Genomic DNA, 26673 nt, shown 5'->3' with positions numbered 1-26673 from the left:
CGCGACAATCTTGATCTCGTCACTCATGAAATAGTGTGAAATAACGACGTTCGGGACAAGGAAACCGGCACGCCGCGCTGCGGGGCCAAGAATACACGTCATCTGCCAAAGGGGGAGACAGCATTGAAGATCGGAACGCCAAAGGAAGTGCATGAGGGTGAGAATCGGGTTGCCATGACGCCCGATTCGGCCCTGCAACTGCAAAAGCTTGGGTATGACTGCGCCATCGAGAGTGGTGCTGGCACCGCGGCCGGGTTCTCGGACGCGGCCTATGAGGCGGCTGGGGTCGAGGTGATCAAGACCGCCGCCGCGCTTTACAAGGCCGTCGATATCGTAGCCAAGGTGCGCCCGCCCAGCGAGACGGAGGCCAAGCGCCTGACCGAAGGCCAGCTTCTGATCTCCTTCTTTTGGCCGGCGCAGAATGAGGCGCAGATGAAACTGCTCGCCGAAAAAGGCGCGTCGGTCATCGCCATGGACATGGTGCCGCGTATCAGCCGCGCGCAGAAGATGGACGCTCTGTCCTCAATGGCAAATATCGCGGGTTACCGCGCGGTGATCGAGGCAGGCAACAACTTTGGCCGCTTCTTCACCGGGCAGATCACGGCGGCGGGCAAGGTGCCCCCGGCCAAGGTGTTGATCGTCGGGGCTGGCGTTGCCGGTCTGGCGGCGATTGGCACCTCGACCAGCCTCGGGGCCATTACCTATGCGTTTGACGTGCGGCCCGAAGTGGCCGAGCAGGTCGAATCCATGGGCGCGCAGTTTGTCTATCTTGATTTCAAGGAAGAGCAGCAGGACGGGGCCGCCACCGGCGGATATGCCTCGGTGTCCAGCCCGGAATTCCGCGAGGCGCAGCTGGCCAAGTTCCGTGAACTGGCCCCGGAGATGGATATCGTCATCACCACCGCCCTCATTCCGAACCGCGAAGCGCCCGAGCTTTGGACCGAGGATATGGTCAAGGCGATGAAGCCCGGTTCTGTGATCGTGGACCTTGCCGCTGAAAAGGGCGGCAACTGCAAGATGACGGTGATGGATGAGAAGATCGTCACCGAGAATGGCGTGACCATCATCGGCTATACCGATTTCCCCAGCCGTATGGCGGCGCAATCCTCGACGCTCTATGCCACGAACATCCGCCACATGATGACGGACCTGACCCCCGAGAAAGATGGCAAGGTCAATCACAACATGGAGGATGACGTGATCCGGGGGGCCACGGTCGCCCATGCGGGCGCTGTCACCTTCCCGCCGCCGCCGCCAAAGGTTGCGGCGATTGCTGCCGCCAAGCCCAAGGAAAAGCCAAAAGAGCTGACCGCAGAGCAAAAGCGCGCGGCAGAGATGGCGGCGTTCAAGGCGCAGACCAAGAGCCAAGTCACGCTTTTGGTGGGGGGTGCGGCCCTGCTTCTCGCCGTGGGTCTGGTGGCCCCGGCCAGCTTTATGCAGCATTTCATCGTCTTTGTGCTGGCCGTTTTCGTGGGCTTCCAGGTGATCTGGAACGTGTCGCATAGCCTGCACACGCCGCTGATGGCGATCACCAACGCGATCTCGTCGATCATCATCCTGGGCGCGCTCATGCAGATCGGATCTGGGTCTTTCCTTGTCATTCTGCTGGCGGCGCTGTCGGTGTTCATGGCCGGGATCAATATTTTCGGTGGCTTCCTCGTCACCCGGCGCATGCTCGCCATGTTCCAGAAGTCATAAGGAGTAGAGGATCATGGATTACGGTTTCACGACGGCCGCCTATGTGGTGGCGGCCATCCTCTTCATTCTTTCTCTGGGCGGGCTCTCGGGGCAGGAAAGCGCCAAGCGCGCGGTGTGGTATGGCATGGCCGGTATGGCGCTGGCGATTGTCGCCACGCTGATCGGCCCCGGTGCCGGGCTCTGGCTTTTGTCGCTGGTGCTGATCGCGGCGGGTGGTGCGATTGGCTATGTGGTGGCCACGCGCGTGCAAATGACCGAGATGCCGCAGCTTGTGGCGGCGATGCACAGCCTTGTGGGTCTGGCAGCGGTCTTTGTGGGCTTTAACGCCGATATCGAACTGGGCCGCGTGCTGGCGATGGACGAGACCGCGCGCGAGGGGCTTGAGGGCTTTGCCGCTGTGCTGGCCAAGAAAACCAGCGTCGAGGTGGCAATCCTGCGGGTCGAGGTGTTCTTGGGCGTCTTTATCGGGGCCGTGACCTTTACCGGCTCGATCATCGCCTTTGGCAAACTGGCGGGCAAGGTCGATACCGCGGCCAAGAAACTGCCGGGTGGGCATGTTCTTAATGCGGGGGCTGCGTTCCTGTCGGTGGTTCTGGGGGTCATGTATTTCAACGATGCTGGCATCTGGACGCTGGTGGTGATGACGCTTCTGGCGTTCTTCATCGGCTATCATCTGATCATGGGGATCGGCGGGGCCGACATGCCCGTGGTGGTCTCGATGCTCAACAGCTACTCGGGCTGGGCGGCGGCGGCGATCGGTTTCAGCCTTGGCAATGACCTTCTGATCGTGGTCGGTGCGCTTGTCGGTTCTTCGGGGGCGATCCTGAGCTACATCATGTGTAAGGCGATGAACCGCTCGTTCATCTCTGTCATTCTGGGCGGCTTTGGCGGCCCGGCAGGCGAGCAGATGGCGGTTGAGGGCGAGCAGATCGCGATTGACGTCGATGGTGTCGCGGCGGCTCTTAACGAGGCCGACAGCATCATCATCATTCCGGGTTACGGCATGGCGGTGGCACAGGCGCAGGGGGCGGTTTCCGAACTGACCTCGAAGCTGCGGGCCAAGGGCAAGAACGTGCGCTTTGCCATCCACCCGGTCGCAGGCCGTCTGCCGGGGCATATGAATGTGCTCTTGGCCGAGGCCAAGGTGCCTTATGATATCGTGCTGGAAATGGACGAGATCAACGAGGATTTCCCGGATACGGATGTGGCCATCGTCATCGGTTCGAACGACATCGTGAACCCGGCGGCGCAGGACGATCCCAACAGCCCCATCGCCGGGATGCCGGTGCTGGAATGCTGGAAGGCCAAGCAGGTGTTCGTCTCGAAGCGCGGGCAGGGCACCGGCTATTCGGGGATCGAGAACCCGCTCTTCTACAAGGACAACACGCGGATGTTCTATGGCGATGCCAAGGCAAGCCTGTCGAGCCTCTTGCCCAAGATCGACTAATCGTTTGGGTGGAAAAGAAAAAGGGCGCCTTGCGGGGCGCCCTTTTGCGTTTGTCAGTAGTGATATCTGAGCTGCGCAATGTCGAGCTGTTGGCTCTCGCCCTTGCCGCTCACGCGGTAGACAAAGCGATGTTCGTCGGTGATCCGGCGTGACCACCAGCCGGTGAGATCGCCTTTGAGCGGTTCAGGCTTGCCGATGCCCTTGAACGGCAGGCGCTTGGTGGCGTTGATCAGATCAATGACCCGGTTCAGCCCCTTGTCGCGCCCGGTGGATTGCCACCAGAGAAAATCTTCCCAAGCGTCGTCGGAAAAGACCAACCTCACCCGTCGATGTCACGCGCTATGCCATCCCCGGCGGTCAGTTGCGCAATCGAGCGGTGCAGACGGCGGGCGTTTTCCGGGCTTTTGAGGAGGTGGAGGGTTTCCTGAATGGCGTTGTATTCGTCGAGCGAGATCATCACCACCGCCTCGCGGTTCTTGCGGGTGACGACCACCTCTGTGCGGTCGTGAATGACGCGGTCCATCACCTCTTTGAGCGAGGCGCGGGCATCGGTATAGGTGAACACGTCCATATCTGGCCCCCCTTGTCTGTAATGCGTATATGCACATAATTCTGTACAAATCAAGGTGGCGGTCGTGGGCTGCGGGCCATGACGCATTCCCCTTTGGCAACGGTCGGAATTTGAGTAATTTGGGAAGGATGAAGCGCGAAACGCGGGCAGTATACACTTGTGTTCCGCTAAATCATTGGGGTTGAACGAAAAACCTCTTTTTTGCAGGCGCGGCACGGGGTATGCAGCGCTGAGGATCAGGAGAACGGCGCATGCCCCCCATTCAGGACCACCCGCTGCGCTATGAGATGGCCAATGAGCTGCATGCGCGGCCATTCCCGTCGCTTGAGGCCCCTTGCACCGCCGTTTATTTGGCCGTCAAGCAACCGCATGATGCGGCCAAGCGCGATCGCGCGGCGGATCTGGCGCATCTGGTGGCACTTTTGGATCGCTATGGGGCCAAGCATCCGCAGCCGGGGGCCACGCATTATTCCGGCCAGATCGGGCGGCACAGTCTGAAATGGGAAAGCCATACCGAGATGGTGACCTATACCGTCTTTACCGATGGGGTCAGTGCGCGGCCGTTTGATCCGGCGGATTTCGAGGTCTTTCCAAGCGATTGGCTGTCGGATGCGCCGGGGCTGCGCGTGACCTCGGCGATGATCCGGGTGACCCCGTGGAAGAGCCGCGAGGCGACGCGTGACGAGATCGACCAGTGGTTCGTGTCCGAGAGCGTGGCTGTGGCGCGAGTGCTGGATGATGCCGCCGTGATGGCGGGGGATTTCCGGATTGATCCGGCGGGGCATTTGCGGTTTTCGCTGCATGTGGCCCCCACGACGGGCGCGCGCCGGATTGGCCGCGTGGTGCAGCGCCTCTGCGAGATCGAGACCTACAAGGCGATGTCGATGCTGGGCTTTGCCCGCGTGCGCGAGATGGGCCGCCAGATGGGCGACACCGATAGCCAGTTGAGCCGCCTGATCAACGATATGACCGGTGGCAGCCAGCCAGCGGAGGAAACGTTGCAAAGCCTGTTGCGCGTTTCAGCCGAGTTGGAGGCGCTGGTCGCGCGCTCGTCCTTCCGCTTTGGCGCGACGGCGGCCTATGAGCAGATCGTGAACCAACGGATTGCGGTCTTGCGCGAGGAACGCTTTGAGGGGCGGCAGACATTCGCGGAATTCATGATGCGCCGCTATGATCCGGCGATGCGCACCGTGCGCGCCACCAAGGACAGGCTGGACGCCATGGCCGATAGGGCGATGCGGGCGGGCGAATTGCTGCGCACGCGGGTGGATGTAGAGCGCAGCGCGCAGAATCAGGCGCTTTTGGAGAGCATGGACAAGCGCGCCGATCTGCAACTGCGGCTGCAAAAGACCGTTGAAGGCCTGTCTGTGGTGGCGATCAGCTATTACGCGGTGTCGCTCGCCTCTTACCTTCTGTATCCGCTGGCCGAGGCGCTTGGCATGAGCAAGGGCAGCGTCACCGCCGCCGTCACCCTGCCGGTTATTGCCCTTGTGTGGTGGATGGTGCAGCGGATTCGCAAAAAGCTGCATTAGAGCGCGGTGCGCCCCATCGAAACCACACACGTTCCGCGCTTGATCCGGGACCTTGCCGAGGCAGCCCCGAGGCCCCGGCTCGGGGGCCGGGGCGATCTGAACCCGATCAGACGCAGCCCGCTCTAACGCGGTTCAGGTGATGTAATGCAGCCGGTCAAAGCTCTGGCGCCAGTCTGAGACCTCTGGGCGCAGCGCATCGGGGTCATTGCCGCGCAGCGCCCGCGCGATGAGCGCCGCCATGCGCGGCGCATGCTCTGGCGTTACCCCCCAGCGGACCAGTTCCGGCGTGCCGATGCGCAGCCCGTTCATATCCCCCGCCACGGGCGCAATCGGCAGGCCTATACCGCAGGCAAGAAAGCCCGCGCGGCGCAGCGTCTTGGATGCGGCCTGACCGCCGCCGAACCCCGCCGCCGCGATGGCGAATTGGTGCGAGGCCGTGGCGATGCCCCCGGCCTTGAAGACGGGCAGGCCCTCGGCCTCGAGGGCCGTGGCGAGCGCCTGCGCCACGGCGATCATCTGGGCGGCATAGGCGTGGCCATGGCTGCGCCAATCCAGCAGCGTCACCGCCAGAGCCGCCGATTTCGCCGCGTCAAAATTGGCGGTCATGCCCGGAAAGGCGATGGCATCCAGCGCTTGCGCCAGAGCGGTGTCGTTGGTGACGATGAGGCCCCCGGCAGGCCCCCCGAGGCTTTTGTAGGTGCTCATCGTCATCAGATGCGCGCCCTCATCGAGCGGGTTTTTCCATGCGCCACCCGCGATGATGCCGCATTGATGCGCCGCGTCAAAAAGCAGATGCGCGCCGACGTCATCGGCTATTGCGCGTACCTCGCGCACGGGATGTTCCTGTAGGTTGAGGCTCGCGCCAAGTGTGATCAGCCGGGGGTGTTCGGCCTTGGCCAAGGCGCGCAGCCCGTCGACATCGACCGTATAGCCATCGGCGTGAACTGGGGCCTCAAGGATACGCAACCCGTAGAGCCCGGCACAGCCCGCCCCGTGATGGGTGACATGACCGCCGATGCTGGCAGGCGGCGCAATGATCGTGTCGCCGGGTTTGCAGGTGGCCATGAAACCGTAGAGATTGGCGATGGCCCCCGACGGCACGCGGATTTCGGCATAGCGGGCACCGAACACCTCGGCGGCGAGTTCTGCCGCGATAACCTCGATTTCCTCGATCGCCTCGAGCCCCATTTCGTATTTGTCCCCCGGATAGCCCAGCGACGGGCGCGACCCGATGCCAGAGGCCAAAAGCGCCTCGGCGCGCGGGTTCATCACATTGGTGGCAGGGTTGAGGTTGAAGCATTCAGCATTGTGGATGCGGCGATTGTCCTGCGCCAACGCCTCGATGCGCGCGGCGATGGTGCCTGCGTCTTGGGTGGCGGTGCGGGTGGCAAGCGTCTGGATCAGGTCTTCGCATAGCGGGGGCACCCAAGGGCGGCGGGCAAGGGTCATGTCGGTCTCCTCTGGATCGGTTTCCGGCAGGATGGCGTGGCGGTCTGGACGGCGCAAATGAGAATATGTAAATATCAGCGTAGAAAAACTAAGGCTAGAAAATGTCTGTATCCCCTCCGCGCCCCAAGGGGCCGCCGCTCAATGCGTTGCGCGCCTTTGAGGCGGCCGCGCGTCTGGGCGGCTTTGCCAATGCCGCTGAAGAGCTTTGCGTCACCCCCGGTGCGATTTCGCAGCATATCCGCGCGCTGGAGGCGTGGATTGGTGCGGACCTTTTCGAGCGCCGCTCGCAGGGGGTGCGGCTGACGGCGCTGGGGGCAGAGGCGCTGCCGGGGTTTGCCACGGCCTTTGATGCGATGGGGGCGGCGGTGTATGGCCTTCGGAGTGCCGCGCGCCATGGCGCGCTGCATATCGCGGCGCTGCCATCGGTGGCGCAACTCTGGCTCTCGCCGCGCCTGCCTGTGGTGCGTGCGGCGCTGCCGTCGTTGCATATTTCCGTCTCGGCGATCGAGAACCCGCCCAATCTGGCGCGGGATCTCTTTGATCTTAGCCTTTTCATCCGGCCCCCGACGGGGGTGCGGGGCGAACAGGTGCTGGCGCAGGATATGATCTTGCCGGTCTGCGCGCCCGAGATGGCCGCAGGTTTGCGCAGCCCTGCCGATCTGATGGGGCAAACGCTGTTGCATGATGCGCTCTGGTCCGAGGATTGGGCGCTTTGGGCACGGGCGAGGCTGCCGGGCATCAGCCTGCCCACCACCGGGCCGCGCTATTCGCTTTATGCCATCGCGTTAGAGGAGGCGCGGCATGGGGCCGGGGTGTTGATGGGGCATCAAAGCCTTGTGCAGAGCGCCTTGGACGACGGCAGCCTTGTCGCGCCCTTTGATCTGGCTGTGCCGACCGGCAAGGCGCTGGTGCTGGAACATCCGGCCTTTGATCCGCCCCGCGCCGATCTGGCGCGGGTGTTGGCGTTGCTTGGGGGGCAGGTCACGGGTTGATCCCCTCTGGCCATTGCCGCGCGGCTGCGGTATCCGGGCCGGGTTGCAACACCCCGGAGGGCGCGCCCATGTCCGACACCGTTCCATTCGAGAAACCCGGCCCCGTCGAGGCCGATTTGCGCCATGCCATCGCGCCCACCGAAGAGATCATCGCAGAGGCGCGCGCGGGCCGCATGTTTATTCTCGTGGACCATGAGGACCGCGAGAACGAGGGCGATCTGGTGATCGCCGCCGAATTTGCCACGCCTGAGGCGGTGAATTTCATGGCGATGCATGGGCGTGGCCTAATCTGTCTGCCGATGACGGCCGAGCGGATTGACCGGCTGGGATTGCCGCTGATGGCAGTCAATAATTCTTCGCGCCACGAGACCGCCTTTACCGTCTCTATCGAGGCGCGCGAAGGGGTAAGCACCGGCATTTCCGCAGCCGACCGGGCGCTGACCATCGCCACGGCGATCAACGAGCAAAACACCATGGCGGCGATTGCGACGCCGGGGCATGTCTTTCCTTTGCGGGCGCGGCGCGGCGGCGTGCTGGTGCGCGCGGGCCATACCGAGGCGGCGGTGGATATCGCGCGGCTCGCGGGGCTGAACCCGTCGGGGGTGATCTGCGAGATTATGAAGGAAGACGGCTCTATGGCGCGGCTGCCCGACCTGATCGAGTTTGCCGCCAAGCATGATCTGAAAATCGGCACCATTTCCGACCTGATCGCCTATCGCCACAAGCATGACAATCTGATCATCGAAATGCGCCGGGAATCCGTAACCTCGAGCCATGGGGGCGCGTGGGACATGCGGATTTTTGCCGATCAGATCACCCAAACCGAGCATGTGGTGCTGAGCAAGGGCGACATCACAGATGGGCGGCCCGTGCTGGCGCGTACCCATGCGCTGAATGCGCTTGAGGATGTGCTGGGCATCGGGCTGAGCAAACGCGCCCACGGACCCACAGGCAAGCTGCCGCGCGCGATGGAGATCATCGCCCGCGAGGGGCGCGGTGCGGTGTTCCTGTTCCGCCAACCCCGGCCCAAGCTGGCAGGCGAGATGGAGGATGAGGATGCGCCGCGCACGATCAAACACACGGGCCTTGGCGCGCAGATCATGTCGACAATGGGTATTCGGGAATTGATCCTGCTGACCGATAGTCCGAAAACCCGGTATCTGGGGCTGGATGCCTATGGCATTTCGATCACCGGCACCCGGCCCCTGACGGAGGAGTGAAAAAGATGGCGGAACACGAATACACCCTGCCGCGCGCGGAATTCGACAAGCCGGTCAAGATCCTGATCGTCGTGGCACCGTTTTATCGCGACATTGCCGACAATCTGATTGCCGGGGCCACAGCGGAAATCGAGGCGACAGGCGGCATCTTCGAGATTGCCGAAGTGCCCGGCGCGCTGGAAATCCCCACCACCATCGGCATTGCCGAGCGTATGGCCAATTTTGACGGCTATGTCGCATTGGGCTGTGTGATCCGGGGCGAGACCACGCATTACGACACAGTGTGCAACGACAGCTCGCGCGGTATCACGCTGTTGGGCTTGCAGGGCCTGTGCATCGGCAATGGGATCCTCACGGTGGAAAACCGTGCCCAAGCTGAGGTGCGCGCCGATCCAAAGGCCATGAACAAGGGCGCGGGGGCGGCAGCGGCGGCCTTGCATCTGGTGGCTTTGGCCCGTAAATGGGGCGGCCCGCGCAAGGGCGTGGGATTCAAGCCCGCGACCGATGACATCCAGATCGCAGGCGCAACAAAAGGCAAACCCGTCGCATGACCACCGATCCCGCTCTCTCTGGCAACCGCAAGCGCCAGATGAAATCCGCCGCCCGGCTTTATGCGGTGCAGGCGCTGTTTCAGATGGAACACTCCGGCCAGAGCTCGGACACGGTGAGCGAGGAGTTTCTCGATTTCCGCTTTGGCGCCGAGGTGGATGAAGGCGTGGACATGGCCGAGGGCGATGTTGACCTCTTTCGCAAGCTGCTTGACGATGCGGTCAGCTGGCAGGCCAAGATTGATCAGATGACCGACCGCGCCCTAGTGGCGAAGTGGCCGATCGCCCGGATTGATCCGACGCTGCGCGCGCTCTTTCGCGCGGCAGGGGCGGAATTGGTGCAATCCGACACACCGCCCAAGGTGGTGATCATGGAATATGTCGATGTCGCCAAGGCGTTCTATCCGGACGGCAAGGAATCGAAATTCGTCAATGCCGTTCTGGATCATATGGCGCGCGAGGCACGGCCCGAGGCGTTTTGATCCTCGGGCTGCGCGCATTGAGGCCGGCCCGTTGCCTTTGCGCGCGCAGAATTGGCATGATACCGGCGCGCCACAAAAGTTTTTCGGCCAAATGAAGCCATAGGGTGAAAGGGTCGCGGGGCGCTGACTTGTAATCCCGTGCCAAAGGCGTAGACTCAGCCTGTAAGCAAAGGAGTCGTCAAATGCCCAAGCTTGTCCGCCTTTATATCACGCAGGTCGCCATCGGTTTTGGCATCGCGGGGGCCTTTGTTGCCATGTTGCTGTGGTTCAATATCGCGAATCTGTGGCATCTGGTGACACATTCCGACAAAGGGCTTTTGGCGGTTGTCGTCCTGTGGTTCGCCAATGGGATCGTCTTTGCTGGCGTGCAATTCGCCATCGCAATCATGCGGATGAAGGATGACGATGACGACGAGCCGCGCGGTGGCCATCGTCAGGGTGTCATGGCGCGGGAATATATGGCGATTCCGGTGCGCGTGGACGATCGGCGTCGCCCGGCACCGCGGCGCTGAGCGCCGCGCAATTCCGATCTGCATCAGGGGTGTGACGGGCCCGTAGCAACCGTTCGGTGGTATGATTCCCGAGGACCTGTATGTACAGGTGGGCATCGGGTAACTGGACCAGGGTCCAGACAGAGCCAATTCCCTCGGAATTGCTTAAGGCCACTGGAATGCAACCGTTATCGAGAAGAACAGCACCCGTCACGCCCCAGAGGTAAGCCTTTGTTTGCCCTTCGACAAGGGGTTGCGCGCGTTCGTGGTTTGTTCATAATCCCGTCATGGATTTTGGAACCGATCAGATGCTGCAACCGGGGCAGGTTCTGGCGCGGGGCGTTTGCCGCCACCTGCGCAGCCATGATTTTGATTCGATAGTAGAATTTGTGCCCGAGCGGGGGCGGCGCGTCGATGTGATGGCGCTGGGTCCCAAGGGCGAGATCTGGGTGATCGAGTGCAAATCAAGCCGTGCCGATTTCATGGCGGATGCCAAATGGCAGGGCTATCTGCAATGGTGTGACCGCTATTTCTGGGCGGTGGATGCCGAATTTCCGGTGGATTTGCTGCCAGAGGGCACCGGCCTGATTCTGGCTGATGCCTATAGCGCCGAGATCATACGCATGGGGCCCGAAACCCGGCTTGCGGGCGCGCGTCGCGCCGCGCTTACGCGGAAATTCGCGCGGCACGCGGCACGGCGGCTGCAATCGCTGCTTGATCCGCGCTTATGAGCCCTTGGCGCGCGCGGCCTGAGCGGAGGCGATGATTTCCTGGGCGATTTCCTCGGCCTCTTCGGGCGTGAAATCCATCGGAAGGTCAATGCCCTGCGCCTCGATATAGAGGCGGACCATGCCTTGATCGGTCGGCCCGATCTGGAGGTTGGCCTCGATGTCGCTCTCTGAATTGATACCCATGGCGCTCTCCTTGCAACAAAGGGCGTGCTATCCCTTTCCCCCTTGATTGACAAGCGTCTTGGCGCTTTGCTGGGGTATGGATACGATCACGCTGCGCCTGTTCCAATCAGAGGATGCCCCTTGGCTGATAGAGCGTCATGGGACGCTTTATGCGCGTGAGGCGGGGTTTGACGGCACATTCGCGCCGCTGGTGGCCAAGATCATCGCGGATTATCTGGCGCGGCACGATCCTGCACGGGAAGCAGGCTGGATTGCCGAGGCGGGGGGGCGGCGGCTTGGCTCGATCTTCTGCGTGGCGCAGAGTGCCGATGTGGCCAAGCTGCGCCTTTTTCTGTTGGAGCCTGAGGCGCGGGGCAGGGGGCTTGGTCAGCGGATGCTGGGGCATTGCATGGATTTTGCGCGGGCCAAGGGCTATGCGGGCATGACGCTGGCCACCCATGAGAGCCACCGCGCCGCCTGTGCCCTTTACGCGCGCAATGGGTGGCGGATTGCCCAAGCGCGCCCGGTGCGGGCCTATGGCTGTGATTTACTGGAACAAACCTGGGACATCGCCTTTCATTAGACTTGCATTCCGAAGACGGTAAAGCTAAATCGCCCCCCAGTGCCGCCTTAGCTCAGTTGGTTAGAGCGCTGGATTGTGGATCCAGAGGTCCCCTGTTCAAGCCAGGGAGGCGGTACCATCAAAAAATCTACGAATTTATACAGGTACGCCGCCTAGATGTTGGGATCTTTGGGGAATGTCCCTCGAGACCAACGGAATGGTCTCGACATCAACCCTTGGAACTCGTAGTGGCGAGCGCCTTGAGCGTTTGATCTTGCGCCTCAGGTGATTCCCACGCGGGCTTTGGTCTGGGCCGTTCTGACGCCGCCAATGCCCGCAGGTGTAGCTGTGATCTCAAGACATCGCATTCGGTTGAAAACGTGAGAGGTGGCCCCGAAGCCCGGCTGGGTGCCCCGAGCACCGCCGCCTCTGGAACACTCAGTTCTGCGCCACGCGGCTCTGACGTCAGGGTATCCGCGCCGTTTATGTCCTCAGGCTGCGATCTATCAGAAAAACAGGCAAATCCTGTTGGGGCTGCTTAATTTTTCGGCGCGGCGGACAAGTCATTGCATGTTCGGCCCCGTTTAAAGCGCAAATGCTTGCGTCATTTGCAAAATCGCTGTGCTTAGCTCGTCGGGTAAGAGCATCAGGTTCGGACAAGGACTTTCGCGATGGGGCACGCGGTCAGTGATGGCTGATGTGTTACCCCTGCACGGGGAAAGACAATGAATCTCGACAAAACGCCGGTCAAGATCGGTTTTCTCTATTCCAGAACCGGCGTGACGTCCGTGGTTGAAAGCCAGCAGCGAGAAGCGGCCATATTGGCTGTTGAAGAGATAAATCAGGATGGTGGGCTTCTGGGCGAAGAGCTTTTGTTTTCCGGCTGTGACACGCGATCCAATCCTGCCGCGTTCCGGGCAGAAGGTGCCCGATTGCTGTCCGAGGAGCGGGTAGATGCCCTATTTGGTTGCTACATGTCCTCTTGTCGCAAGGCCGTGCTGCAGACCGTGAACGATCACAAGTCGACCTTGTTCTACCCGACACATTACGAGGGATTCGAATACGCGAAGGGATGCATCTATTCTGGTGCAACCCCCAATCAGAGCGCCAAATGGCTCGCCGATTTCATGACGCAGACCTATGGCGGCCGCTTTTTCTTTGTTGGCTCGAATTACATTTTTCCATACGAAATCAACCGCCTGATGCGTGATCTTCTTTCTAATCGCGGCGCGGATGTCGTGGATGAAGTTTACATCCCATTGGGTTCGACCGGCGACGAGATCGACTGCGTCATCAACCGGATCAAGCAAAGCCAGCCTGTCATCGTGTTTTCCACGTTGGTCGGAACGGATGCCGTTGATTTCTACAGGGCTTATGACAACGCGGGCTTTGACAGGACGATCATGCCCATTTGTTCGGTTACTGCGGGCGAACCTGAGATGGCCGCGATGGGCCGAAGTGCGGCAGAGGGCAATATCAAGGCAGCTCCGTATTTCAGCGTGATCGACAGTGACGTGAACCGCCGCTTCGTCACGCGCTTCAGGGAGCGTTTCGGAGAAGAGGCATCGCTTTGCGCCGAGGCGGAGGCTGCATATTTTCAGGTCAAGCTATTCGCAGAGGCCGTACGGCAGGCCGGGGGAACCGATCGCGACGATCTGTTGCGTGTTCTGCCGACCTTCTCACTAGAGGCCCCGCAGGGCTTGGTGCGCGTTGACGCGGCAACAAATCACACGGTGTTGTGGCCTAGGGTCGCCATTGTCGATGCGGATGGCAAGTTCCGGATCGTGCGGGAAGCGTCTTCGCCGGTGATCCCCTCGCCTTATCTTATCCAGCTGGAAGATCCAGTTGCCCTTTCACATGCCGCTTTTGCCAAGAGCAGCCTATCATGAGCATCTTTCGATTAAAAAACCTTCGTGAGATTGAAGTTGTCGTTGTGCATCCCCCCGATGAGGATGGCATGATGATTCTTGACCAACTTGGCCGGATCGGTTGCCGCAAATCCCTGGCATGGCCGCCACCCAACACGCTGGCCGAGCAGATCGACGTGGCGTTCATCGGTCTGTTTTGTGACCACCATGAAGAAATCAAAGCGATGTTGAAGCGAACCGGGAAGCCGGGGCCGACCATCATCGGTTTGGTGAATTACGAAAACCCGGCCATGCTGCAACTGTTGCTGGATTTGAATGCGACGGCTGCCACCTCAAAGCCCGTCAAGAGCTTTGGCGTGCTGACCAATCTTGCCCTCGCGCGTGCGATTTGGCAGCAGCAGCTTGCCTATCAAGAACAGATCGAGCGGCTGGAACAAAAGATCAGAGGTCAGAAGGCTTTGGCCAAGGCCAAGCTGATTTTGATGGAAATGCACAATCTTAGCGAGTGTGATGCGCATCGAGTGCTTAGAGAACAGGCAATGTCCAAGCGTATTTCCATAGATGACATGGCCCAAGCGATCATCAGCGCGAGTGAGCTATTGTCAATGAAGCGAAGCGATGTATAGTTAAACCGTTGGCAACCATAGGTGCTTGCCAACACGGAAGAAGGCTGAACGCGCAATCTTACTATGACCCTGCGCGTTGATGACGGTGGATGCAGTGTCGTATCCAAGCCTGACCGCCCCTTAGGGGATCTGACCTCCAAAAGGCTGCATCATGAAATGCAGGGTCGCCGTCTTATGTCTGATCTGAGCCTCAACGTGATGTGCTGAACGCCTGCGCGTGAGCATTACAATCCTGTTCTGGCTTTCACCGGCAAATTCACTTTTCGCATCGGCGTGCTCGGTTTTGACGGAGTTTCAACACGCCGACCTTCCAGGAGTAAGGCTATGCTTCACCGCTTGCATTGCAGGTGCGTCTCTAGTCGTGGGCGCATGCTATGAACATATTCTCCGACATCATCGGTGCGGCCGATCAACCCGGTTTCCGCGAGGATCTGCACCGGTTGGACCACGCCCATGCGGTTGACCACCTGCGCCTGTCCCGGTCCGATCTGGCGCGTCGCCGATTTCGGGGCCTAACGGATGCGGGGCGCGAGGTTGCGATTGCGCTGCCCCGGAGCCAACAGCTGTTTGATGGTGCAATTCTGGAATTGAAGGCCTCTGCGGCACTCGTGGTGCGCGTCGAGACCGAGGACTGGCTGCGGTTTGTGGCGCGGGATGCGGCCACAGCGCTCAGATTGGGGTATTTCGCGGGCAACCTGCATTGGCGGGTGCGTTTTGAGGGCGATGTGCTTTTGATCGCTGTCGAGACTGAGCGGCGGGTCTATCTCGACCGGCTGGAGCCGATGATTCAGTCGGGTGAAATCCGCCCCCTGCGCACCGCTGAGGTCGCTGTGCCATGACGGATGCCTTGTCTCTGCTCAGGATGTTGCAGACGACCGATAGCGCCTTTCCTTCGGGGGCCTTCGCGTTTTCGTCCGGGCTTGAGACCCTCACGAACGAGGGCAAGGTGCGCGATGCCACAGGTGTTCACGGGATACTCACGCATCAGATCATCCCTCGGTGGTTCAGCTTTGATCGCCCCTTCCTGCTCTGCGCGATGGACGCGGCCCATGATCCGCAGCAGCTTTTGGACATTGATGCGCGGTGCCACGTTCAGAACACCTCGGACCGGTTGGCGGACGCCTCGCGCAGGATTGGACGCTCTTTGTTGTCCGTTCATAGCCGTATCGGCACACCATTCGTTGCCAGCTTCAACGCGGCCATCGCTCAGGCCATGCGGGGCCATGCGGGGGGCTATGAGCCGGTGGTGCAAGGTGTCGTGGCCGCCGGCTTGGGGCTGTCGCCCTTGCAGGCCCAGGCTGGTGCGCTGAACGGGGTGGTCACGGCGTTCACCTCGGCTGCGGTGCGCCTTGGCTCGCTAGGAGCCATTGAGGCGCAGTCGCTGCTGGCTCAGATCGCGCCAACGATGGCCAAAGACCTGAGCACGCCATGCCCCGAGAAACCGGGGAGTTTTTCACCCCTCTCCGAGATTGCCGCCGTCCGCCGCCCCACTGCGCATGCCAGCCTTTTTGCGACCTGAAAGACCATGATGAGGATCAAGGATACGGAATGCTTTTGACACCGACCGAACTTGAACGCTTGACGATCTTCACCGCTGCGCAACTGGCGCGGCGGCGTCGCGACCGTGGCCTGGCCCTGAACGCGCCAGAGGCAATTGCCATCATTTGCGACGAAATCCTAGAGGGCGCGCGCGACGGGCGCAGCGTGGCCGAGCTTATCAGTTATGGATCGACAATCCTGACGCGGGACGATGTGATGCCCGGCGTTGCCGATCTTGTTCCCATGATACAGGTCGAGGGTGTCTTTCCAGATGGCACCAAGCTGGTCACGGTTCATGATCCGATCCGCCCCGGTGCAAACCCCGTGGCGGATGCCGAGATCAGACCCGGCGAATTCCGCGTCGCGGAGGGTGAGATAGAGCTCAATGCCGGGCGTGAAACGATCACCCTGACCGTGCGCAACACCGGGGATCGCCCGGTGCAGGTTGGCAGTCACTATCATTTTTTCGAAGCCAACAAGGCGCTGGACATGGACCGCGCCGCCGCCTTCGGCTTTCGGCTGAATATTCCGGCGGGCACAGCCGTGCGGTTCGAACCGGGACAGGAAAAAGAGGTCAGCCTTTGCACCTTTGGCGGTGAGAAGCGGCTGACCGGGCTGAACAATCTGACAAATGGCGAGGTCAACGAGGCCAACAAGATCGCGGCGCTAGAACGCGCACGCGCTGCGGGATTCAAGGGGGCCTGATCATGGTAAAGATGACGCGAGCGGACTATGCGGCGATGTTCGGCCCGACCACGGGCGACATGATCCGCCTTGGCGATACCGAGCTATGGGCCGAGATCGAGCATGATTTCACGGTCTACGGGGACGAATGCCTGCATGGGGGCGGCAAGACCCTGCGCGACGGGCTTGGCATGGCCGTAGGCGTGACAAGTGCGGGCGGATCGCTCGATATGCTGATTTGCAATGTCGTGGTGATCGACGCGGTCGTCGGGATCGTCAAAGGCGATATTGGCATCAAGAACGGCAAGATCGCCGCCATTGGTAAGGCTGGCAATCCGGCGACGATGGACGGGGTTGATCCGCGCCTGATTGTGGGGGCTGGCACCACCGTGCGTGACGCCGAAGGCATGATCGCGACGGCGGGTGCAATTGACGTGCACGTGCATTTCGACAGTGCCCAACTGGTAGAGCATGCGCTGTCGTCAGGTATCACGACGATGCTGGGCGGGTCCTTGGGGCCGATCACAGTCGGGATTGATTGTGGCGGCGTGTTCAACACCGGTAAAATGCTACAGGCCGCCGAGCATTGGCCGATGAATTTCGGGTTCTTGGGGCGCGGCAACGCCCATCAGCCCGACGCGATGGTCGAGCAGATCGAGAACGGCTGTCTGGGTCTCAAGATCCACGAAGACTGGGGATCCATGCCGGCAGCGATTGATGCCTGCCTGACAGTCGCCGATGCGCTTGATTTTCAGGTGCAGATTCACACCGACACGCTCAATGAAAGCGGGTTCGTCGAGGATACGCTGCGGGCCATCGGGGATCGCACGATCCACATGTATCACACCGAGGGCGCGGGGGGCGGCCATGCCCCCGATATCATTACGGTGGCGGGGCGGGCGAACTGCCTGCCATCGTCAACCAATCCGACAAACCCTTTCACTATCAACACCTTCGACGAACATCTCGATATGACGATGGTGTGCCATCACCTGAATCCGTCGATCCCCGAGGATGTGGCCTTTGCCGAAAGCCGCATCCGCGCGCAGACTATTGCCGCCGAGGACGTGCTGCACGATATCGGTGCCATCTCGATGCTGGGCTCGGACAGTCAGGGGATGGGCCGCATTCACGAGGTTATCACCCGAACATGGCAGCTTGCCTCGAAGATGCGGGTTCAACGCGGGCGTCTGCCCGAAGAAACCGTAGCAAAAGGCGATAATCACCGGATCAAACGGTTCATCGCGAAATACACGATCAACGCCGCGCGATCCTTTGGCATTGCCGATCACATCGGGTCTCTTGAACCGGGCAAGATGGCGGATGTCGTGCTGTGGAAGCCGGGATATTTCGGCATCAAGCCCGAGTTGGTGGTCAAGGGCGGCTTTATCGCATGGGGTGCGATGGGCGATAGTGCCGCCTCGCTGATGACCTGCGAGCCGCTGATGATGCGACCGCAATGGGGGTCTTTCGGCAAGGCCGCGCCAGCCTGTGGGGCCTGTTTCGTGAACCCCCGCGCCATTGATGGCGGTCTGGCACAGCGGCTGGGCCTGACCAAGGCTTTGTTGCCCGCGCAGGGCACGCGGACGCTGCGCAAATCGGACATGTTCCTCAACGATGCCTGTCCTGACATCACCGTGGATCCCGCGACCTTCGAGGTGTTCGTGGATGGCGTTCTTGCCACCTGCGAGCCAGCGGAAAGCCTGCCGCTTACGCAAAGGTATATGCTGCGATGAACCAGTTTATTCCCCTGAGCAAAAGCAACAATCCCGGTCCTGCCCGTATCGGGATCGGCGGGCCTGTCGGCTCGGGCAAGACGGCGCTTATCGAGGCGATGATGCCGGTCTTTAAGGCGCGTGCGATCGAGGTGGCCGTGGTGACCAATGACCTTGTCACCAAAGAGGATGCCCGGCGCTTGCAGGCCAGCGGCCTGATAGATCCAGACCGCGTATCTGCCGTCGAGGCCGGGGCCTGCCCGCACACCGTGATCCGCGAGGACCCGACGCTCAACATCGCTGCCGCCGATGATCTAGAGGCCCGATTTCCCGGGCTTGACCTGATCCTGATCGAGTCAGGGGGCGACAATCTTGCCTCGACCTTCTCGCTTGATCTGGTGGATTGGTGGATGTTCGTCATCGACGTGGGGCAGGGCGACGATATCCCCCGCAAACGCGGCCCCGGCATCCTGCAATGCGATCTTTTGGTCATCAACAAGCTGGACCTTGCGCCGCATGTCTTTGTTGATGCGGATAAAATCCTGATTGAGGCGCGCGAGATCAGGGCAAAGGCGCCCGTGATCGGCTGTTGCTGCAAAGGGGCCCGCATCACAGGCGTGGACGAAATCGTCGACATGCTGGCGCGTGAGCTGCTGTTTCGGGGGGTCGCGCCTTGAACGCCCTTGGCGCGATAGGCCTCGGCGCGCGCCCGGTTGCGGCGGAGCTTCGGTTTCGTGCTCTTGGTGGGCGCACATTTCTTGCGCGGCAGTTCACGCCGCATCCGTTTCACATCACGCGGCCCTTTTACCATTCGGGTGACCCGCAGGGAATGGCAACGCTCTATCTGCAATCGTCGTCGGGTGGGGTCTATGCGGGCGATGACCTGTCGCTTGAAATCGGGCTTGATGCGGGGGCGCAGGTGCATGTCACGACACAGGCCTCGACCATCGTGCATGACGCGCGCGGACGAGAGGGGGCCCGGCAAACGGTCTGTCTCGATGTTGCGGAGGGTGCCCGGCTGGATTACCTGCCCGATCCCGCGATCCTGATGACCGGTGCCAAGTTCTGCAACCGTGTGACGGCGAGGTTTGGACGGGAGGCTCGCGTGATCCTGGGGGACGCGCAACTCAGCCATGATCCCGAGGGGCATGCACGACCGTTTTCACGACTTGAGAACGAGGTTGAACTTATCAGCCCCGAGGGGACGGTGCTGCTTGATCGCTTTGATCTATGCGGTTCCGACTGGCCCGCCCGCACGGGTGGGTTCGCGTGTTCGGGGATGATGATTGTCGTCGGGTGCGCAGATGCGGGCGCGCAGATGCAACGTGCGGCAGACACCGTGCCCGGCGTTTATGCTGGCCTGTCTGTGTTCAGTGACCGGGATATCGCCCTCATCCGTTTTCTAGCCCCGGACGGGGCTGCGCTGTCCAAAGTGATGGCCGCCTTTTGGCGGGCCGCCGCGACCGTGCTGGACGGTCAGCCACCCGCGGAGCGCCGGAAATGACCCAAACCACCACATTTGCCACTCCTGAAATCAGAAGGATCAAAGACCATGCATCACGGTGATATCGCAAGCAGCCACGACTCCGTCGGAGTCGCGGTGGTGAACTATAAAATGCCCCGGCTGCACACGCGGGCCGAGGTGATCGAGAACTGCCACAAGATCGCGGAGATGCTGAAGGGCATGAAGCGCGGCCTGCCGGGCATGGATTTGGTGATCTTCCCTGAATATTCCTCTCATGGCGTCATGTATGACGAGACGGAAATGTACGAGACCGCCGCGTCAATTCCGGGCGAGGAGACGGCGATTTTTGCCCAGGCCTGCATTGCGGCGGATGTCTGGGGGGTGTTTTCACTGACCGGCGAGCGGCACGAAGAGCACCCGAACAAAGCCCCCTACAACACGCTCATCCTGATGAACAACAAGGGTGAAATCGTTCAGAAATACCGCAAGATCATGCCTTGGGTGCCCATCGAGGGCTGGTATCCGGGCAATTGTACCTATGTCAGCGAAGGCCCCAAAGGGCTCAAGATTTCCCTGATCATCTGTGATGACGGCAATTATCCCGAAATCTGGCGCGATTGCGCGATGAAGGGTGCCGAACTGATCGTGCGTTGTCAGGGCTACATGTATCCAGCCAAGGAACAGCAGATCACCATGGCCAAGGCGATGGCCTGGGCCAACAACACCTATGTCGCCGTGGCCAATGCAACCGGCTTTGATGGTGTGTTCAGCTTCTTTGGTCATTCGACGATCTGCGGCTTTGACGGGCGCACGTTGGGAGAGTGCGGGACCGAGGAAATGGGCATTCAATTTGCGCCCCTTTCGGTCACGGCGATCCGCGAAGCGCGGCGCACGCTGCAATCCAACAACCACCTCTTCAAGCTCGTGCATCGTGGCTACACGGGGATGATCAACTCGGGCGACGGGGACAAGGGCACCGCAGAAATGCCCTATGATTTCTATCGCAAATGGGTCGAAGACCCCGAAGGCACGCGCGAGATGGTCGAGGCCATGACCCGTTCCACCGTCGGCTCAGAGGAATGCCCGATCGACGGCATCCCGAACGAGAAAACCAAGGAAACGCATCGGTAATCGACAGTCTGGTCGGCGGAACGTCCGCCGACCCCCCTTTTTGATGGAAACAGCATGTCACTCGAAACGTACCGCCTGACCGAAGAGCCCCGGTACCACCCAAGTGCGGATGAGATTGCGCTTTATGAGGCGGCGTATGAAATGCGCTTGCCCGTGATGCTCAAGGGACCGACCGGGTGCGGCAAGACCCGGTTTGTCGAACATATGGCGTGGAAACTGGGCAAGCCACTTGTCACGGTGGCATGCCACGAAGACATGACGGCCTCTGATTTCGTCGGGCGCTATCTCTTGGGGGCCGAGGGCACGTATTGGCAGGATGGGCCCCTGACAAGGGCGGTTCGCGAAGGCGGTATCTGTTATCTGGATGAAATCGTCGAGGCGCGTCAGGACACGACCGTCATCATCCACGCCTTGACCGATGATCGCCGCATCCTGCCCTTGGAAAAGAAGGGTGAACTGGTCCGCGCGCACCCGGATTTCCAGTTGGTGATTTCCTATAACCCCGGCTACCAGAGCGTTCTCAAGGACCTAAAGGAGTCGACCAAGCAACGCTTTTGCGCCTTGGATTTCGATTATCCGGCAGCCACGATCGAGGCGAATATCATCGCCTCTGAATCCGGGCTCAACCCGCAGGATGCACAGCGTTTGACGCGGATCGCGGGCAAGAGCCGCAACCTGCGGGGCAAGGGACTGGACGAAGGCGCATCCACCCGGATGCTCATTCACGCGGGCCGCTTGATGGTTGCGGGGCTTCCCATCACCCAAGCCTGCAAATTCGCGTTGATCACCCCAATAACGGACGATCCCGAGATGCGTTCAACCCTGTCGGCGGCTGTTGATGCTTGTATCTGACGGGATAAAGGCCGAGGCGCTGACGCCGGCCATTTGTCAGGCCTTCGCTGGCCCCGGCCGTGACGTGTATCTGCGCGCCTATGATCGCCTGAACGGCGCAGGATATGGCGCAGGGGTCGCGCGCGCCTTTGCATCCGCAGCACCGCGCGTGGCCGAACATGCGGGATCTGCGCAGGCCATCGCCATTGCTGCGGATGCCTCGCGGATCGCAATCAAGGCGCGGCCCCGCCTTGCGGCGACCTATCTCGACCTGTGTCCCGCGATTGCCGTGAAGCTGCGCAATGCGGCCGATTTTCAGCAGTGGCGCGGGATGATCGCCGCGGTTCTTGGCCGCAGCCCCAAGGCTGTCGGTGCGGTGCTTGACCGCGCGGACCTGCTGCTCGACCGTCTTGGCCTAGAAGGGTTTTGCGCATGGACCGAAACCGGGCTGATGGTGGGCGGGCTCGACACCGATCAGACCTTGGGCTTTTTCCGGCTAGAGACACCCGAGGCGCAGCGCCTGCTTGAACGCTACGCCGGAGAGGCGAATTTCCCAAGCCTTGAGGCGGGGCTTACGTCTTTTCACACCGCTCTTTGGCGGCACGCGCCGGTTCTGCGCGAAGCGGTCGCAGATGCGTCGAACCGCCGGGCGCGGCGGACGGGCTTTTCGGACGGTATCATCAGGATGCCCGCGTCATTTCCGGGCTTCAAAGGACAGGAACAGCAGCTTTACCGCGCCGCGCTTGCGCATGTCGGCGCGCATGCCGCCTATGGCGGGCCGCGCTTTCCATTGGGGCAGCTCAAACCGCTGCAACTTGCCGTTATTTCGTTGATCGAGGATGCGCGGGTGGAAGCGCTTGCTTTGCGCGATATGCCGGGCCTCATGCGCTTGTGGTTGCCGTTTCATACTGCGCGGTTTGACGGTCTTGCGACGGCACCAAACCTTTTTGCCGGACTTGCGCGGGCCTTGATTGATCCGGCGTCCTGCCCCACCCACGGATGGATCCGCAAAGGTGTTGCGATGTTCGATGCCGCGTCCGAACGTCTGGACGATCCGGCCATATCGCGAGAAATCGGCAATATTCTGGGCAATGATCTCGGTCAGATCCGGGTTCAGTTCGATGCGCTGAGCTATGTGGTTCAGCCCGCCTATCGTGACGACAATCTCGGTCTTTGGGACTTGCCGGATGACCCGGATACGCCGCCCCCCTCTGACGAAATCGAAGTCGATTTGCACACCGCGCGGAACAGCGAAGTTGACGACCGACCGCAGGACCGCACGCAAGAGCAGACTGTGCCAGATGCGCAGGCCCGGTTGGACACAGTCAAGATCATCGGCGCGCCCCTTGAAGGGGGGCGCAAGGTATCCTGCCTGCCAGAATATGATCATTGCGCGGGTATCGAGCGCGACGACTGGGTGACGGTGAACAGCTATGAACCCGTCGCCGGGGATCATGGATTCTGGGATGCGCTGCGACAGCGGCATGGGACCACGATTGCGCGCATCAACCACGTGATCGTCAAGAACGAGGCGGGCAAGAGACGCAGGCTGAAGCAACAGGCCGAGGGAGAGACCCTTGATCTTGACGCCGCCGTTGATGCGGTGATCGCCATCCGGGCCGCGCGGCAACCGGATGATCGGGTCTACGCCTGCATCTTGCCGCCAGAGCGGTCGATTGCGGTGCATCTTGTTCTGGATATTTCACAATCAACAGCGGACCTTGCCGCGCCGGGCATAAGCATTCTGGATATGGAATGCGATGCCGCAGCGATCCTTGCTGGCACGATGCTGCAACTGGGTGACGATCTTGCCATCACGGCATTCAGCTCGGCGGGACGGCATGATGTCCGTGTGATCCCGATCAAGACATTCGGCTCGCCTTTGGATGAGGCAACGGGGCGGGCACTGGCCGGGCTGCGCCCGGGGTATTCAACGCGCATCGGCGCTGCGCTGCGCTTTGCCTCTCAACGTATGCAAGACGTGTCGCGGTATCGCAAACTTGTTCTTTTGGTCACTGATGGCGCACCGTCTGACATTGATGTGGCAGACCCAGAGTATCTGGTCGCGGATGCAAGACGCGCTGTTCAAACCATGCGCAGTCAAGGGATCGACGCTGTGTGTGTGGCCTTAGGCCCGGATGCCGGTCAGCGCCAGTCAGAGATCTTTGGGCGCAAATCCTGTGTCCAGATCACCGACATCGCAACTCTGCCAAGCACCCTTTCGGCGTTTTACCTGCGGATGACACGATGACCCGGATGCACCGCCTTTCAATGCTGATTGCACCTGTAAAGACCTGCCTGTCGGTAGGGTGCGCAGGCCATTCCACGCGCAAGCTTTGCAACCTGGAAAGCGGCCTGTCACCGCAGCAAGAGAATCACCCGATCAGCATCAAACAGGCTCGGTATTTCGCGCTAAAGTTCAGTCCGATGTAGTTCACGTAACGCATTAAAATTAGACAGTTTTTCACAAATTTAGGCAGTCCCTTGGGGCAGCAAGACTTGTGTCTAAATTTTTCTCAACAGGAATAAAATATTCCCCTTATTAATTTTAATTGCTTGACGATGCTTCGGGATGGTTGCCAAATTTCTGTAATTGCACGGCAAAAAAACAACCAGCCGGCAAGCTAGAAAAACCCACAGAGAGGAACAAGAAGATGAAATTCAGCAGACGGAAATTTCTGAAGACTTCGGCAATGGCGGGCGCACTTGCGGCACCGGGAATATGGATTCCCAAGTCGCGTGGCGCTTGGGGTGCCACGTTGACCGAGGGTAAGCCGATCAAGGTCGGCGTTCTGTTCTCGCTTACGGGCGGTCTGGCGGTGCCAGAGGAAGACTCGACGCTGGTCATGCAATATGCGATCGACGAAATCAACGCGGCAGGCGGCATCGCCGGTTCTCCGATCGAGCCAGTGATCATCGACGCCAAATCCGATTTCAGTGTCTATTCTGAAAAGGCGCGCGAACTTATCCTGCGTGATCAGGTTATTTCGATTTTCGGCTGCTATACCTCTGCCAGCCGCAAGGCGATCCTTCCCATCGTGATGCAGCGTGACAACCTGCTGTTCTACCCAACCTGTTACGAGGGGGCGGAATGCACGCAGAATACCGTCTGCACGGGTCCGCTGGCCAACCAGCACTCCAAAGACTTGATCCCCTACATGGTCGAAAACTTCGGCAAGCGGGTCTTTTTTGTCGGCTCCAACTATGTCTGGCCGAAAGAGTCGAACAAGAACGCGAAAATATGGCTGGAAAACGCGGGCGGCGAATTGCTGGGTGAGGAATACATCCCGCTTGGGGATTCAGAGTTCGGGCCGGTTCTGAACAAGATCCGCGAAGCGCAGCCTGATTTCATTTTCTCGACCGTGGTGGGCGCGTCTGACATCGCCTTCCACCGCCAGTTCAAGCAGGCTGGGTTCGATGCGGAAAAGATGCCGATTGCCTCGCTGACAACAGGTGAAATCGAAACCAAGGCGATGGGCGCGGAATACGGCGCTGGTCACTTCCTGTCTGCCCCGTATTTCATGGCGCTGGACAATCCGACGAACGAGAAATTTGTCGATGGCTTCCTCTCAAGCCCCTACGGCAAGAACGGTGTCACCCATTACAACATGTCCGAGACCTACAACTCTGCATATGTGTTCAAAGCGGCCATGGAAAAGGCCATCGCCGAACACGGGTTTGAAGAGGTTACACCGGCCCGCGTTCGCGATGCCTGCGCTGGCGTAAAGCTGAGCGCGGATATCTCGCCAGAAGGCGAAACCTGGGTGGATGAAGACAACTTCAACACTTGGTTGGTTCCCAAGATTGGCATCTGTCAGTCTGACGGCAGCTTCAAGATCGTCAAGCAGGCGGATGCGCATGTCGCTCCTGATCCGTACTCGATCTATCCCGATATCGGAACGTGCAAGGCGAATGGTCTTGTTGCACCGGACGGAACTGTTCGGACCGACGTTATCTGATGCTGACCCGTGGTGGCGGGACGCGCCCGCTACCACGCCTTCCATACCGATCCTTACTTCATGTCAGGGGGCACGAAATGGACATCTCGTCTATTGCTTTCGCCAATTCGCTCATTCTCGGGCTGAGCATTGCCGGAATTTTCTTTGTTGCGGCGCTTGGTCTGACGATCATCTACGGAACCGCCGGTGTGATCAACATGGCGCATGGCGAATTCATCATGCTGGGCGCCTACACGGTCTATGCGCTGCAAACCTTTATGGGCGTGCCGTATTTTCTATGTATTCCGGTCGCCTTCGTCGTGGTGGGCGCAATCGGCTTTGCGATTGAAAAGTCCCTCATAAGGTATCTGTACAATCGTCCCCTCGACACGCTGCTCGCGACCTGGGGGGTGTCTCTTGTGCTTATTCAGGGAACGCGCCTGATCTTTGGCAGTGATCCGAAATATGTCCAAATCCCACAGTTTCTATCGTCGAATATCGAAGTTGGCGGGCTGAGCCTTGGGGTGTTCCGCGTCTTTATCATCTTCATGGCGCTGGTGCTTGCGGCGGGTGTCTGGCTTATCTTTTACAAGACGGATTTCGGGATCAAGATCCGAGCCGTGACGCAAAATCGCGAAATCGCCGCGTCCTTCGGTATCAACTCGGGGCAGGTCTATTCCTTTACCTTTGCCTTGGGGGCCGGCCTTGCCGGTGTTGCCGGGGCCCTGTTCGGCGCGTTGAACATCGTTCTGCCGACGATGGGCATGGGATATGTTGTCGAGGCCTTCCTTACGGTTGTGACCGGCGGCGGCGCGCTTTTGGGAAGCGCCATTGCAAGCCTTGCGATTGGCGAGCTGCAATCCTTCTTCGCGCTCATCACCAACAGCACCTTCGCCAAGTTCCTGATCTTTGTGCTGATCGTCGTTTTCCTGAGGTTCCGCCCGCAAGGACTGATCTCGGCAAGCGGCAAGCGTCGCTAAGAGAAACCACA

General features: G+C 60.4%; 27 protein-coding genes and 1 tRNA gene. 24 read left to right on the top strand and 4 right to left on the bottom strand.

Translation table 11 applies throughout. The features are described from left to right. The first annotated feature begins 123 nt into the window (after nt 1-123). Both RAK1035_RS00610 and RAK1035_RS00605 read left to right on the top strand, forming a co-directional pair. A complete protein-coding gene (locus tag RAK1035_RS00610) occupies nt 124-1698 on the top strand; it encodes a Re/Si-specific NAD(P)(+) transhydrogenase subunit alpha (RefSeq protein WP_008280674.1) in 1575 nt (524 codons plus the stop codon). Between the two features lie 13 nt (nt 1699-1711). Further along, nucleotides 1712-3145, top strand: coding sequence for an NAD(P)(+) transhydrogenase (Re/Si-specific) subunit beta (locus RAK1035_RS00605; RefSeq protein WP_008280673.1), 1434 nt, complete (start codon nt 1712-1714; stop codon nt 3143-3145). A 53-nt stretch (nt 3146-3198) separates the two neighbouring features. On the opposite strand, the gene RAK1035_RS00600 is transcribed toward RAK1035_RS00605, so the two are convergent. Next, complete coding sequence (locus RAK1035_RS00600) at nt 3199-3468, bottom strand: Txe/YoeB family addiction module toxin (RefSeq protein ID WP_008280672.1); 270 nt, start codon at nt 3466-3468, stop codon at nt 3199-3201. Further along, nucleotides 3465-3716, bottom strand: coding sequence for a type II toxin-antitoxin system Phd/YefM family antitoxin (locus RAK1035_RS00595; RefSeq protein ID WP_008280671.1), 252 nt, complete (start codon nt 3714-3716; stop codon nt 3465-3467). The genes RAK1035_RS00600 and RAK1035_RS00595 overlap by 4 nt, the downstream gene beginning before the upstream one ends. A 251-nt stretch (nt 3717-3967) precedes the next feature. On the opposite strand from RAK1035_RS00595, the gene RAK1035_RS00590 reads away from it, so the two are divergent. Continuing rightward, on the top strand, nt 3968-5248 hold the full coding sequence (locus tag RAK1035_RS00590; protein WP_008280670.1) for a DUF3422 family protein: 1281 nt from the start codon (nt 3968-3970) through the stop codon (nt 5246-5248). Between the two features lie 132 nt (nt 5249-5380). Here the strand turns inward: RAK1035_RS00590 and glyA are convergent, their stop codons facing one another. Then, on the bottom strand, nt 5381-6697 hold the full coding sequence (glyA, locus tag RAK1035_RS00585) for a serine hydroxymethyltransferase (protein WP_037297475.1): 1317 nt from the start codon (nt 6695-6697) through the stop codon (nt 5381-5383). Between the two features lie 101 nt (nt 6698-6798). On the opposite strand from glyA, the gene RAK1035_RS00580 reads away from it, so the two are divergent. The 6 genes from RAK1035_RS00580 to RAK1035_RS00555 all read left to right on the top strand — a co-directional run bounded on the left by RAK1035_RS00580 (nt 6799) and on the right by RAK1035_RS00555 (nt 11161). Continuing rightward, nucleotides 6799-7689 (top strand): LysR family transcriptional regulator, encoded by an 891-nt coding sequence (locus tag RAK1035_RS00580; RefSeq protein ID WP_008280668.1) that lies wholly within the window; start codon nt 6799-6801, stop codon nt 7687-7689. Between the two features lie 68 nt (nt 7690-7757). Beyond that, on the top strand, nt 7758-8909 hold the full coding sequence (gene ribB / locus RAK1035_RS00575) for a 3,4-dihydroxy-2-butanone-4-phosphate synthase (protein ID WP_008280667.1): 1152 nt from the start codon (nt 7758-7760) through the stop codon (nt 8907-8909). A gap of 5 nt (nt 8910-8914) precedes the next feature. Continuing rightward, nucleotides 8915-9460, top strand: coding sequence for a 6,7-dimethyl-8-ribityllumazine synthase (locus tag RAK1035_RS00570; protein WP_037297472.1), 546 nt, complete (start codon nt 8915-8917; stop codon nt 9458-9460). Beyond that, a complete protein-coding gene (gene nusB, locus RAK1035_RS00565; protein ID WP_008280665.1) occupies nt 9457-9939 on the top strand; it encodes a transcription antitermination factor NusB in 483 nt (160 codons plus the stop codon). The genes RAK1035_RS00570 and nusB overlap by 4 nt, the downstream gene beginning before the upstream one ends. 182 nt (nt 9940-10121) lie before the next feature. Next, nucleotides 10122-10451 carry a hypothetical protein gene (locus tag RAK1035_RS00560; protein ID WP_008280664.1) on the top strand — a complete coding sequence of 110 codons (330 nt, stop codon included), beginning with the start codon at nt 10122-10124 and terminating at the stop codon, nt 10449-10451. A gap of 266 nt (nt 10452-10717) precedes the next feature. Next, complete coding sequence (locus RAK1035_RS00555; protein WP_008280663.1) at nt 10718-11161, top strand: MmcB family DNA repair protein; 444 nt, start codon at nt 10718-10720, stop codon at nt 11159-11161. Here the strand turns inward: RAK1035_RS00555 and RAK1035_RS00550 are convergent. Beyond that, nucleotides 11156-11344 carry a DUF6324 family protein gene (locus RAK1035_RS00550; protein ID WP_008280662.1) on the bottom strand — a complete coding sequence of 63 codons (189 nt, stop codon included), beginning with the start codon at nt 11342-11344 and terminating at the stop codon, nt 11156-11158. The two genes, RAK1035_RS00555 and RAK1035_RS00550, sit on opposite strands and share 6 nt — an antisense overlap. 76 nt (nt 11345-11420) lie before the next feature. Between RAK1035_RS00550 and RAK1035_RS00545 the strand changes: the two genes are divergently transcribed. The 15 genes from RAK1035_RS00545 (at nt 11421) to urtB (ending at nt 26662) form a co-directional block, all read left to right on the top strand. Further along, nucleotides 11421-11906 carry a GNAT family N-acetyltransferase gene (locus RAK1035_RS00545; protein ID WP_008280661.1) on the top strand — a complete coding sequence of 162 codons (486 nt, stop codon included), beginning with the start codon at nt 11421-11423 and terminating at the stop codon, nt 11904-11906. 41 nt (nt 11907-11947) lie between these two features. After that, a tRNA-His gene (locus tag RAK1035_RS00540) sits at nt 11948-12024 on the top strand. Between the two features lie 586 nt (nt 12025-12610). Continuing rightward, on the top strand, nt 12611-13774 hold the full coding sequence (locus RAK1035_RS00535; RefSeq protein ID WP_008280660.1) for a transporter substrate-binding domain-containing protein: 1164 nt from the start codon (nt 12611-12613) through the stop codon (nt 13772-13774). Next, entirely contained in the window at nt 13771-14379 is a 609-nt protein-coding gene (locus RAK1035_RS00530) for an ANTAR domain-containing response regulator (RefSeq protein WP_008280659.1), read from the top strand. The genes RAK1035_RS00535 and RAK1035_RS00530 overlap by 4 nt, the downstream gene beginning before the upstream one ends. 374 nt (nt 14380-14753) lie before the next feature. After that, complete coding sequence (ureE, locus tag RAK1035_RS00525; protein ID WP_008280657.1) at nt 14754-15218, top strand: urease accessory protein UreE; 465 nt, start codon at nt 14754-14756, stop codon at nt 15216-15218. Continuing rightward, nucleotides 15215-15898 (top strand): urease accessory protein UreF, encoded by a 684-nt coding sequence (locus RAK1035_RS00520; RefSeq protein ID WP_008280656.1) that lies wholly within the window; start codon nt 15215-15217, stop codon nt 15896-15898. The genes ureE and RAK1035_RS00520 overlap by 4 nt, the downstream gene beginning before the upstream one ends. Nucleotides 15899-15927: 29 nt before the next feature. Beyond that, nucleotides 15928-16623 (top strand): urease subunit beta, encoded by a 696-nt coding sequence (locus tag RAK1035_RS00515; protein ID WP_008280655.1) that lies wholly within the window; start codon nt 15928-15930, stop codon nt 16621-16623. Nucleotides 16624-16625: 2 nt separating this feature from the next. Continuing rightward, the gene (ureC, locus tag RAK1035_RS00510) at nt 16626-18338 is read left to right on the top strand and encodes an urease subunit alpha (RefSeq protein WP_008280654.1); all 1713 of its coding nucleotides are present in this window, start codon (nt 16626-16628) and stop codon (nt 18336-18338) included. Beyond that, nucleotides 18335-18994 (top strand): urease accessory protein UreG, encoded by a 660-nt coding sequence (gene ureG / locus RAK1035_RS00505; protein WP_008280653.1) that lies wholly within the window; start codon nt 18335-18337, stop codon nt 18992-18994. The genes ureC and ureG overlap by 4 nt, the downstream gene beginning before the upstream one ends. Beyond that, nucleotides 18991-19821, top strand: coding sequence for an urease accessory protein UreD (locus tag RAK1035_RS00500; RefSeq protein ID WP_008280652.1), 831 nt, complete (start codon nt 18991-18993; stop codon nt 19819-19821). The genes ureG and RAK1035_RS00500 overlap by 4 nt, the downstream gene beginning before the upstream one ends. A gap of 48 nt (nt 19822-19869) precedes the next feature. Continuing rightward, nucleotides 19870-20913, top strand: a complete 1044-nt coding sequence (locus tag RAK1035_RS00495) for an aliphatic amidase (protein ID WP_008280651.1) — start codon at nt 19870-19872, stop codon at nt 20911-20913. Between the two features lie 54 nt (nt 20914-20967). After that, nucleotides 20968-21765: a CbbQ/NirQ/NorQ/GpvN family protein gene (locus RAK1035_RS00490; RefSeq protein ID WP_008280650.1), complete on the top strand. Its 798-nt coding sequence runs from the start codon at nt 20968-20970 to the stop codon at nt 21763-21765. Continuing rightward, nucleotides 21752-23995, top strand: coding sequence for a nitric oxide reductase activation protein NorD (locus RAK1035_RS00485; protein ID WP_008280649.1), 2244 nt, complete (start codon nt 21752-21754; stop codon nt 23993-23995). Before RAK1035_RS00490 ends, RAK1035_RS00485 begins: the two co-directional genes overlap by 14 nt. A gap of 403 nt (nt 23996-24398) precedes the next feature. Beyond that, nucleotides 24399-25703: a transporter substrate-binding protein gene (locus tag RAK1035_RS00475; protein ID WP_081506708.1), complete on the top strand. Its 1305-nt coding sequence runs from the start codon at nt 24399-24401 to the stop codon at nt 25701-25703. A 77-nt stretch (nt 25704-25780) separates the two neighbouring features. Continuing rightward, complete coding sequence (gene urtB, locus RAK1035_RS00470; protein ID WP_008280646.1) at nt 25781-26662, top strand: urea ABC transporter permease subunit UrtB; 882 nt, start codon at nt 25781-25783, stop codon at nt 26660-26662. Nucleotides 26663-26673 lie beyond the last annotated feature (11 nt).

Origin of the sequence: Roseovarius sp. AK1035 (genome assembly GCF_003288315.1) — a bacterium.
Taxonomy (GTDB): domain Bacteria; phylum Pseudomonadota; class Alphaproteobacteria; order Rhodobacterales; family Rhodobacteraceae; genus Roseovarius; species Roseovarius mucosus_A.
Note: the sequence above shows the minus strand (reverse complement) of the source record. Positions and strands in the feature narration are given on the sequence as shown.

Coding starts and splice junctions, on each gene's coding strand:
- RAK1035_RS00545 (WP_008280661.1), top strand. CDS start 11,421: ATGGATACGATCACGCTGCGCCTGTTCCAATCAGAGGATGCCCCTTGG.
- RAK1035_RS00495 (WP_008280651.1), top strand. CDS start 19,870: ATGCATCACGGTGATATCGCAAGCAGCCACGACTCCGTCGGAGTCGCG.
- urtB (WP_008280646.1), top strand. CDS start 25,781: ATGGACATCTCGTCTATTGCTTTCGCCAATTCGCTCATTCTCGGGCTG.
- RAK1035_RS00605 (WP_008280673.1), top strand. CDS start 1,712: ATGGATTACGGTTTCACGACGGCCGCCTATGTGGTGGCGGCCATCCTC.
- RAK1035_RS00490 (WP_008280650.1), top strand. CDS start 20,968: ATGTCACTCGAAACGTACCGCCTGACCGAAGAGCCCCGGTACCACCCA.
- RAK1035_RS00520 (WP_008280656.1), top strand. CDS start 15,215: ATGACGGATGCCTTGTCTCTGCTCAGGATGTTGCAGACGACCGATAGC.
- nusB (WP_008280665.1), top strand. CDS start 9,457: ATGACCACCGATCCCGCTCTCTCTGGCAACCGCAAGCGCCAGATGAAA.
- RAK1035_RS00590 (WP_008280670.1), top strand. CDS start 3,968: ATGCCCCCCATTCAGGACCACCCGCTGCGCTATGAGATGGCCAATGAG.
- ureC (WP_008280654.1), top strand. CDS start 16,626: ATGGTAAAGATGACGCGAGCGGACTATGCGGCGATGTTCGGCCCGACC.
- RAK1035_RS00475 (WP_081506708.1), top strand. CDS start 24,399: ATGAAATTCAGCAGACGGAAATTTCTGAAGACTTCGGCAATGGCGGGC.
- RAK1035_RS00530 (WP_008280659.1), top strand. CDS start 13,771: ATGAGCATCTTTCGATTAAAAAACCTTCGTGAGATTGAAGTTGTCGTT.
- RAK1035_RS00515 (WP_008280655.1), top strand. CDS start 15,928: ATGCTTTTGACACCGACCGAACTTGAACGCTTGACGATCTTCACCGCT.
- ribB (WP_008280667.1), top strand. CDS start 7,758: ATGTCCGACACCGTTCCATTCGAGAAACCCGGCCCCGTCGAGGCCGAT.
- RAK1035_RS00550 (WP_008280662.1), bottom strand. CDS start 11,344: ATGGGTATCAATTCAGAGAGCGACATCGAGGCCAACCTCCAGATCGGG.
- glyA (WP_037297475.1), bottom strand. CDS start 6,697: ATGACCCTTGCCCGCCGCCCTTGGGTGCCCCCGCTATGCGAAGACCTG.
- RAK1035_RS00595 (WP_008280671.1), bottom strand. CDS start 3,716: ATGGACGTGTTCACCTATACCGATGCCCGCGCCTCGCTCAAAGAGGTG.
- RAK1035_RS00570 (WP_037297472.1), top strand. CDS start 8,915: ATGGCGGAACACGAATACACCCTGCCGCGCGCGGAATTCGACAAGCCG.
- RAK1035_RS00535 (WP_008280660.1), top strand. CDS start 12,611: ATGAATCTCGACAAAACGCCGGTCAAGATCGGTTTTCTCTATTCCAGA.
- RAK1035_RS00555 (WP_008280663.1), top strand. CDS start 10,718: ATGGATTTTGGAACCGATCAGATGCTGCAACCGGGGCAGGTTCTGGCG.
- RAK1035_RS00485 (WP_008280649.1), top strand. CDS start 21,752: ATGCTTGTATCTGACGGGATAAAGGCCGAGGCGCTGACGCCGGCCATT.
- RAK1035_RS00560 (WP_008280664.1), top strand. CDS start 10,122: ATGCCCAAGCTTGTCCGCCTTTATATCACGCAGGTCGCCATCGGTTTT.
- ureG (WP_008280653.1), top strand. CDS start 18,335: ATGAACCAGTTTATTCCCCTGAGCAAAAGCAACAATCCCGGTCCTGCC.
- ureE (WP_008280657.1), top strand. CDS start 14,754: ATGAACATATTCTCCGACATCATCGGTGCGGCCGATCAACCCGGTTTC.
- RAK1035_RS00580 (WP_008280668.1), top strand. CDS start 6,799: ATGTCTGTATCCCCTCCGCGCCCCAAGGGGCCGCCGCTCAATGCGTTG.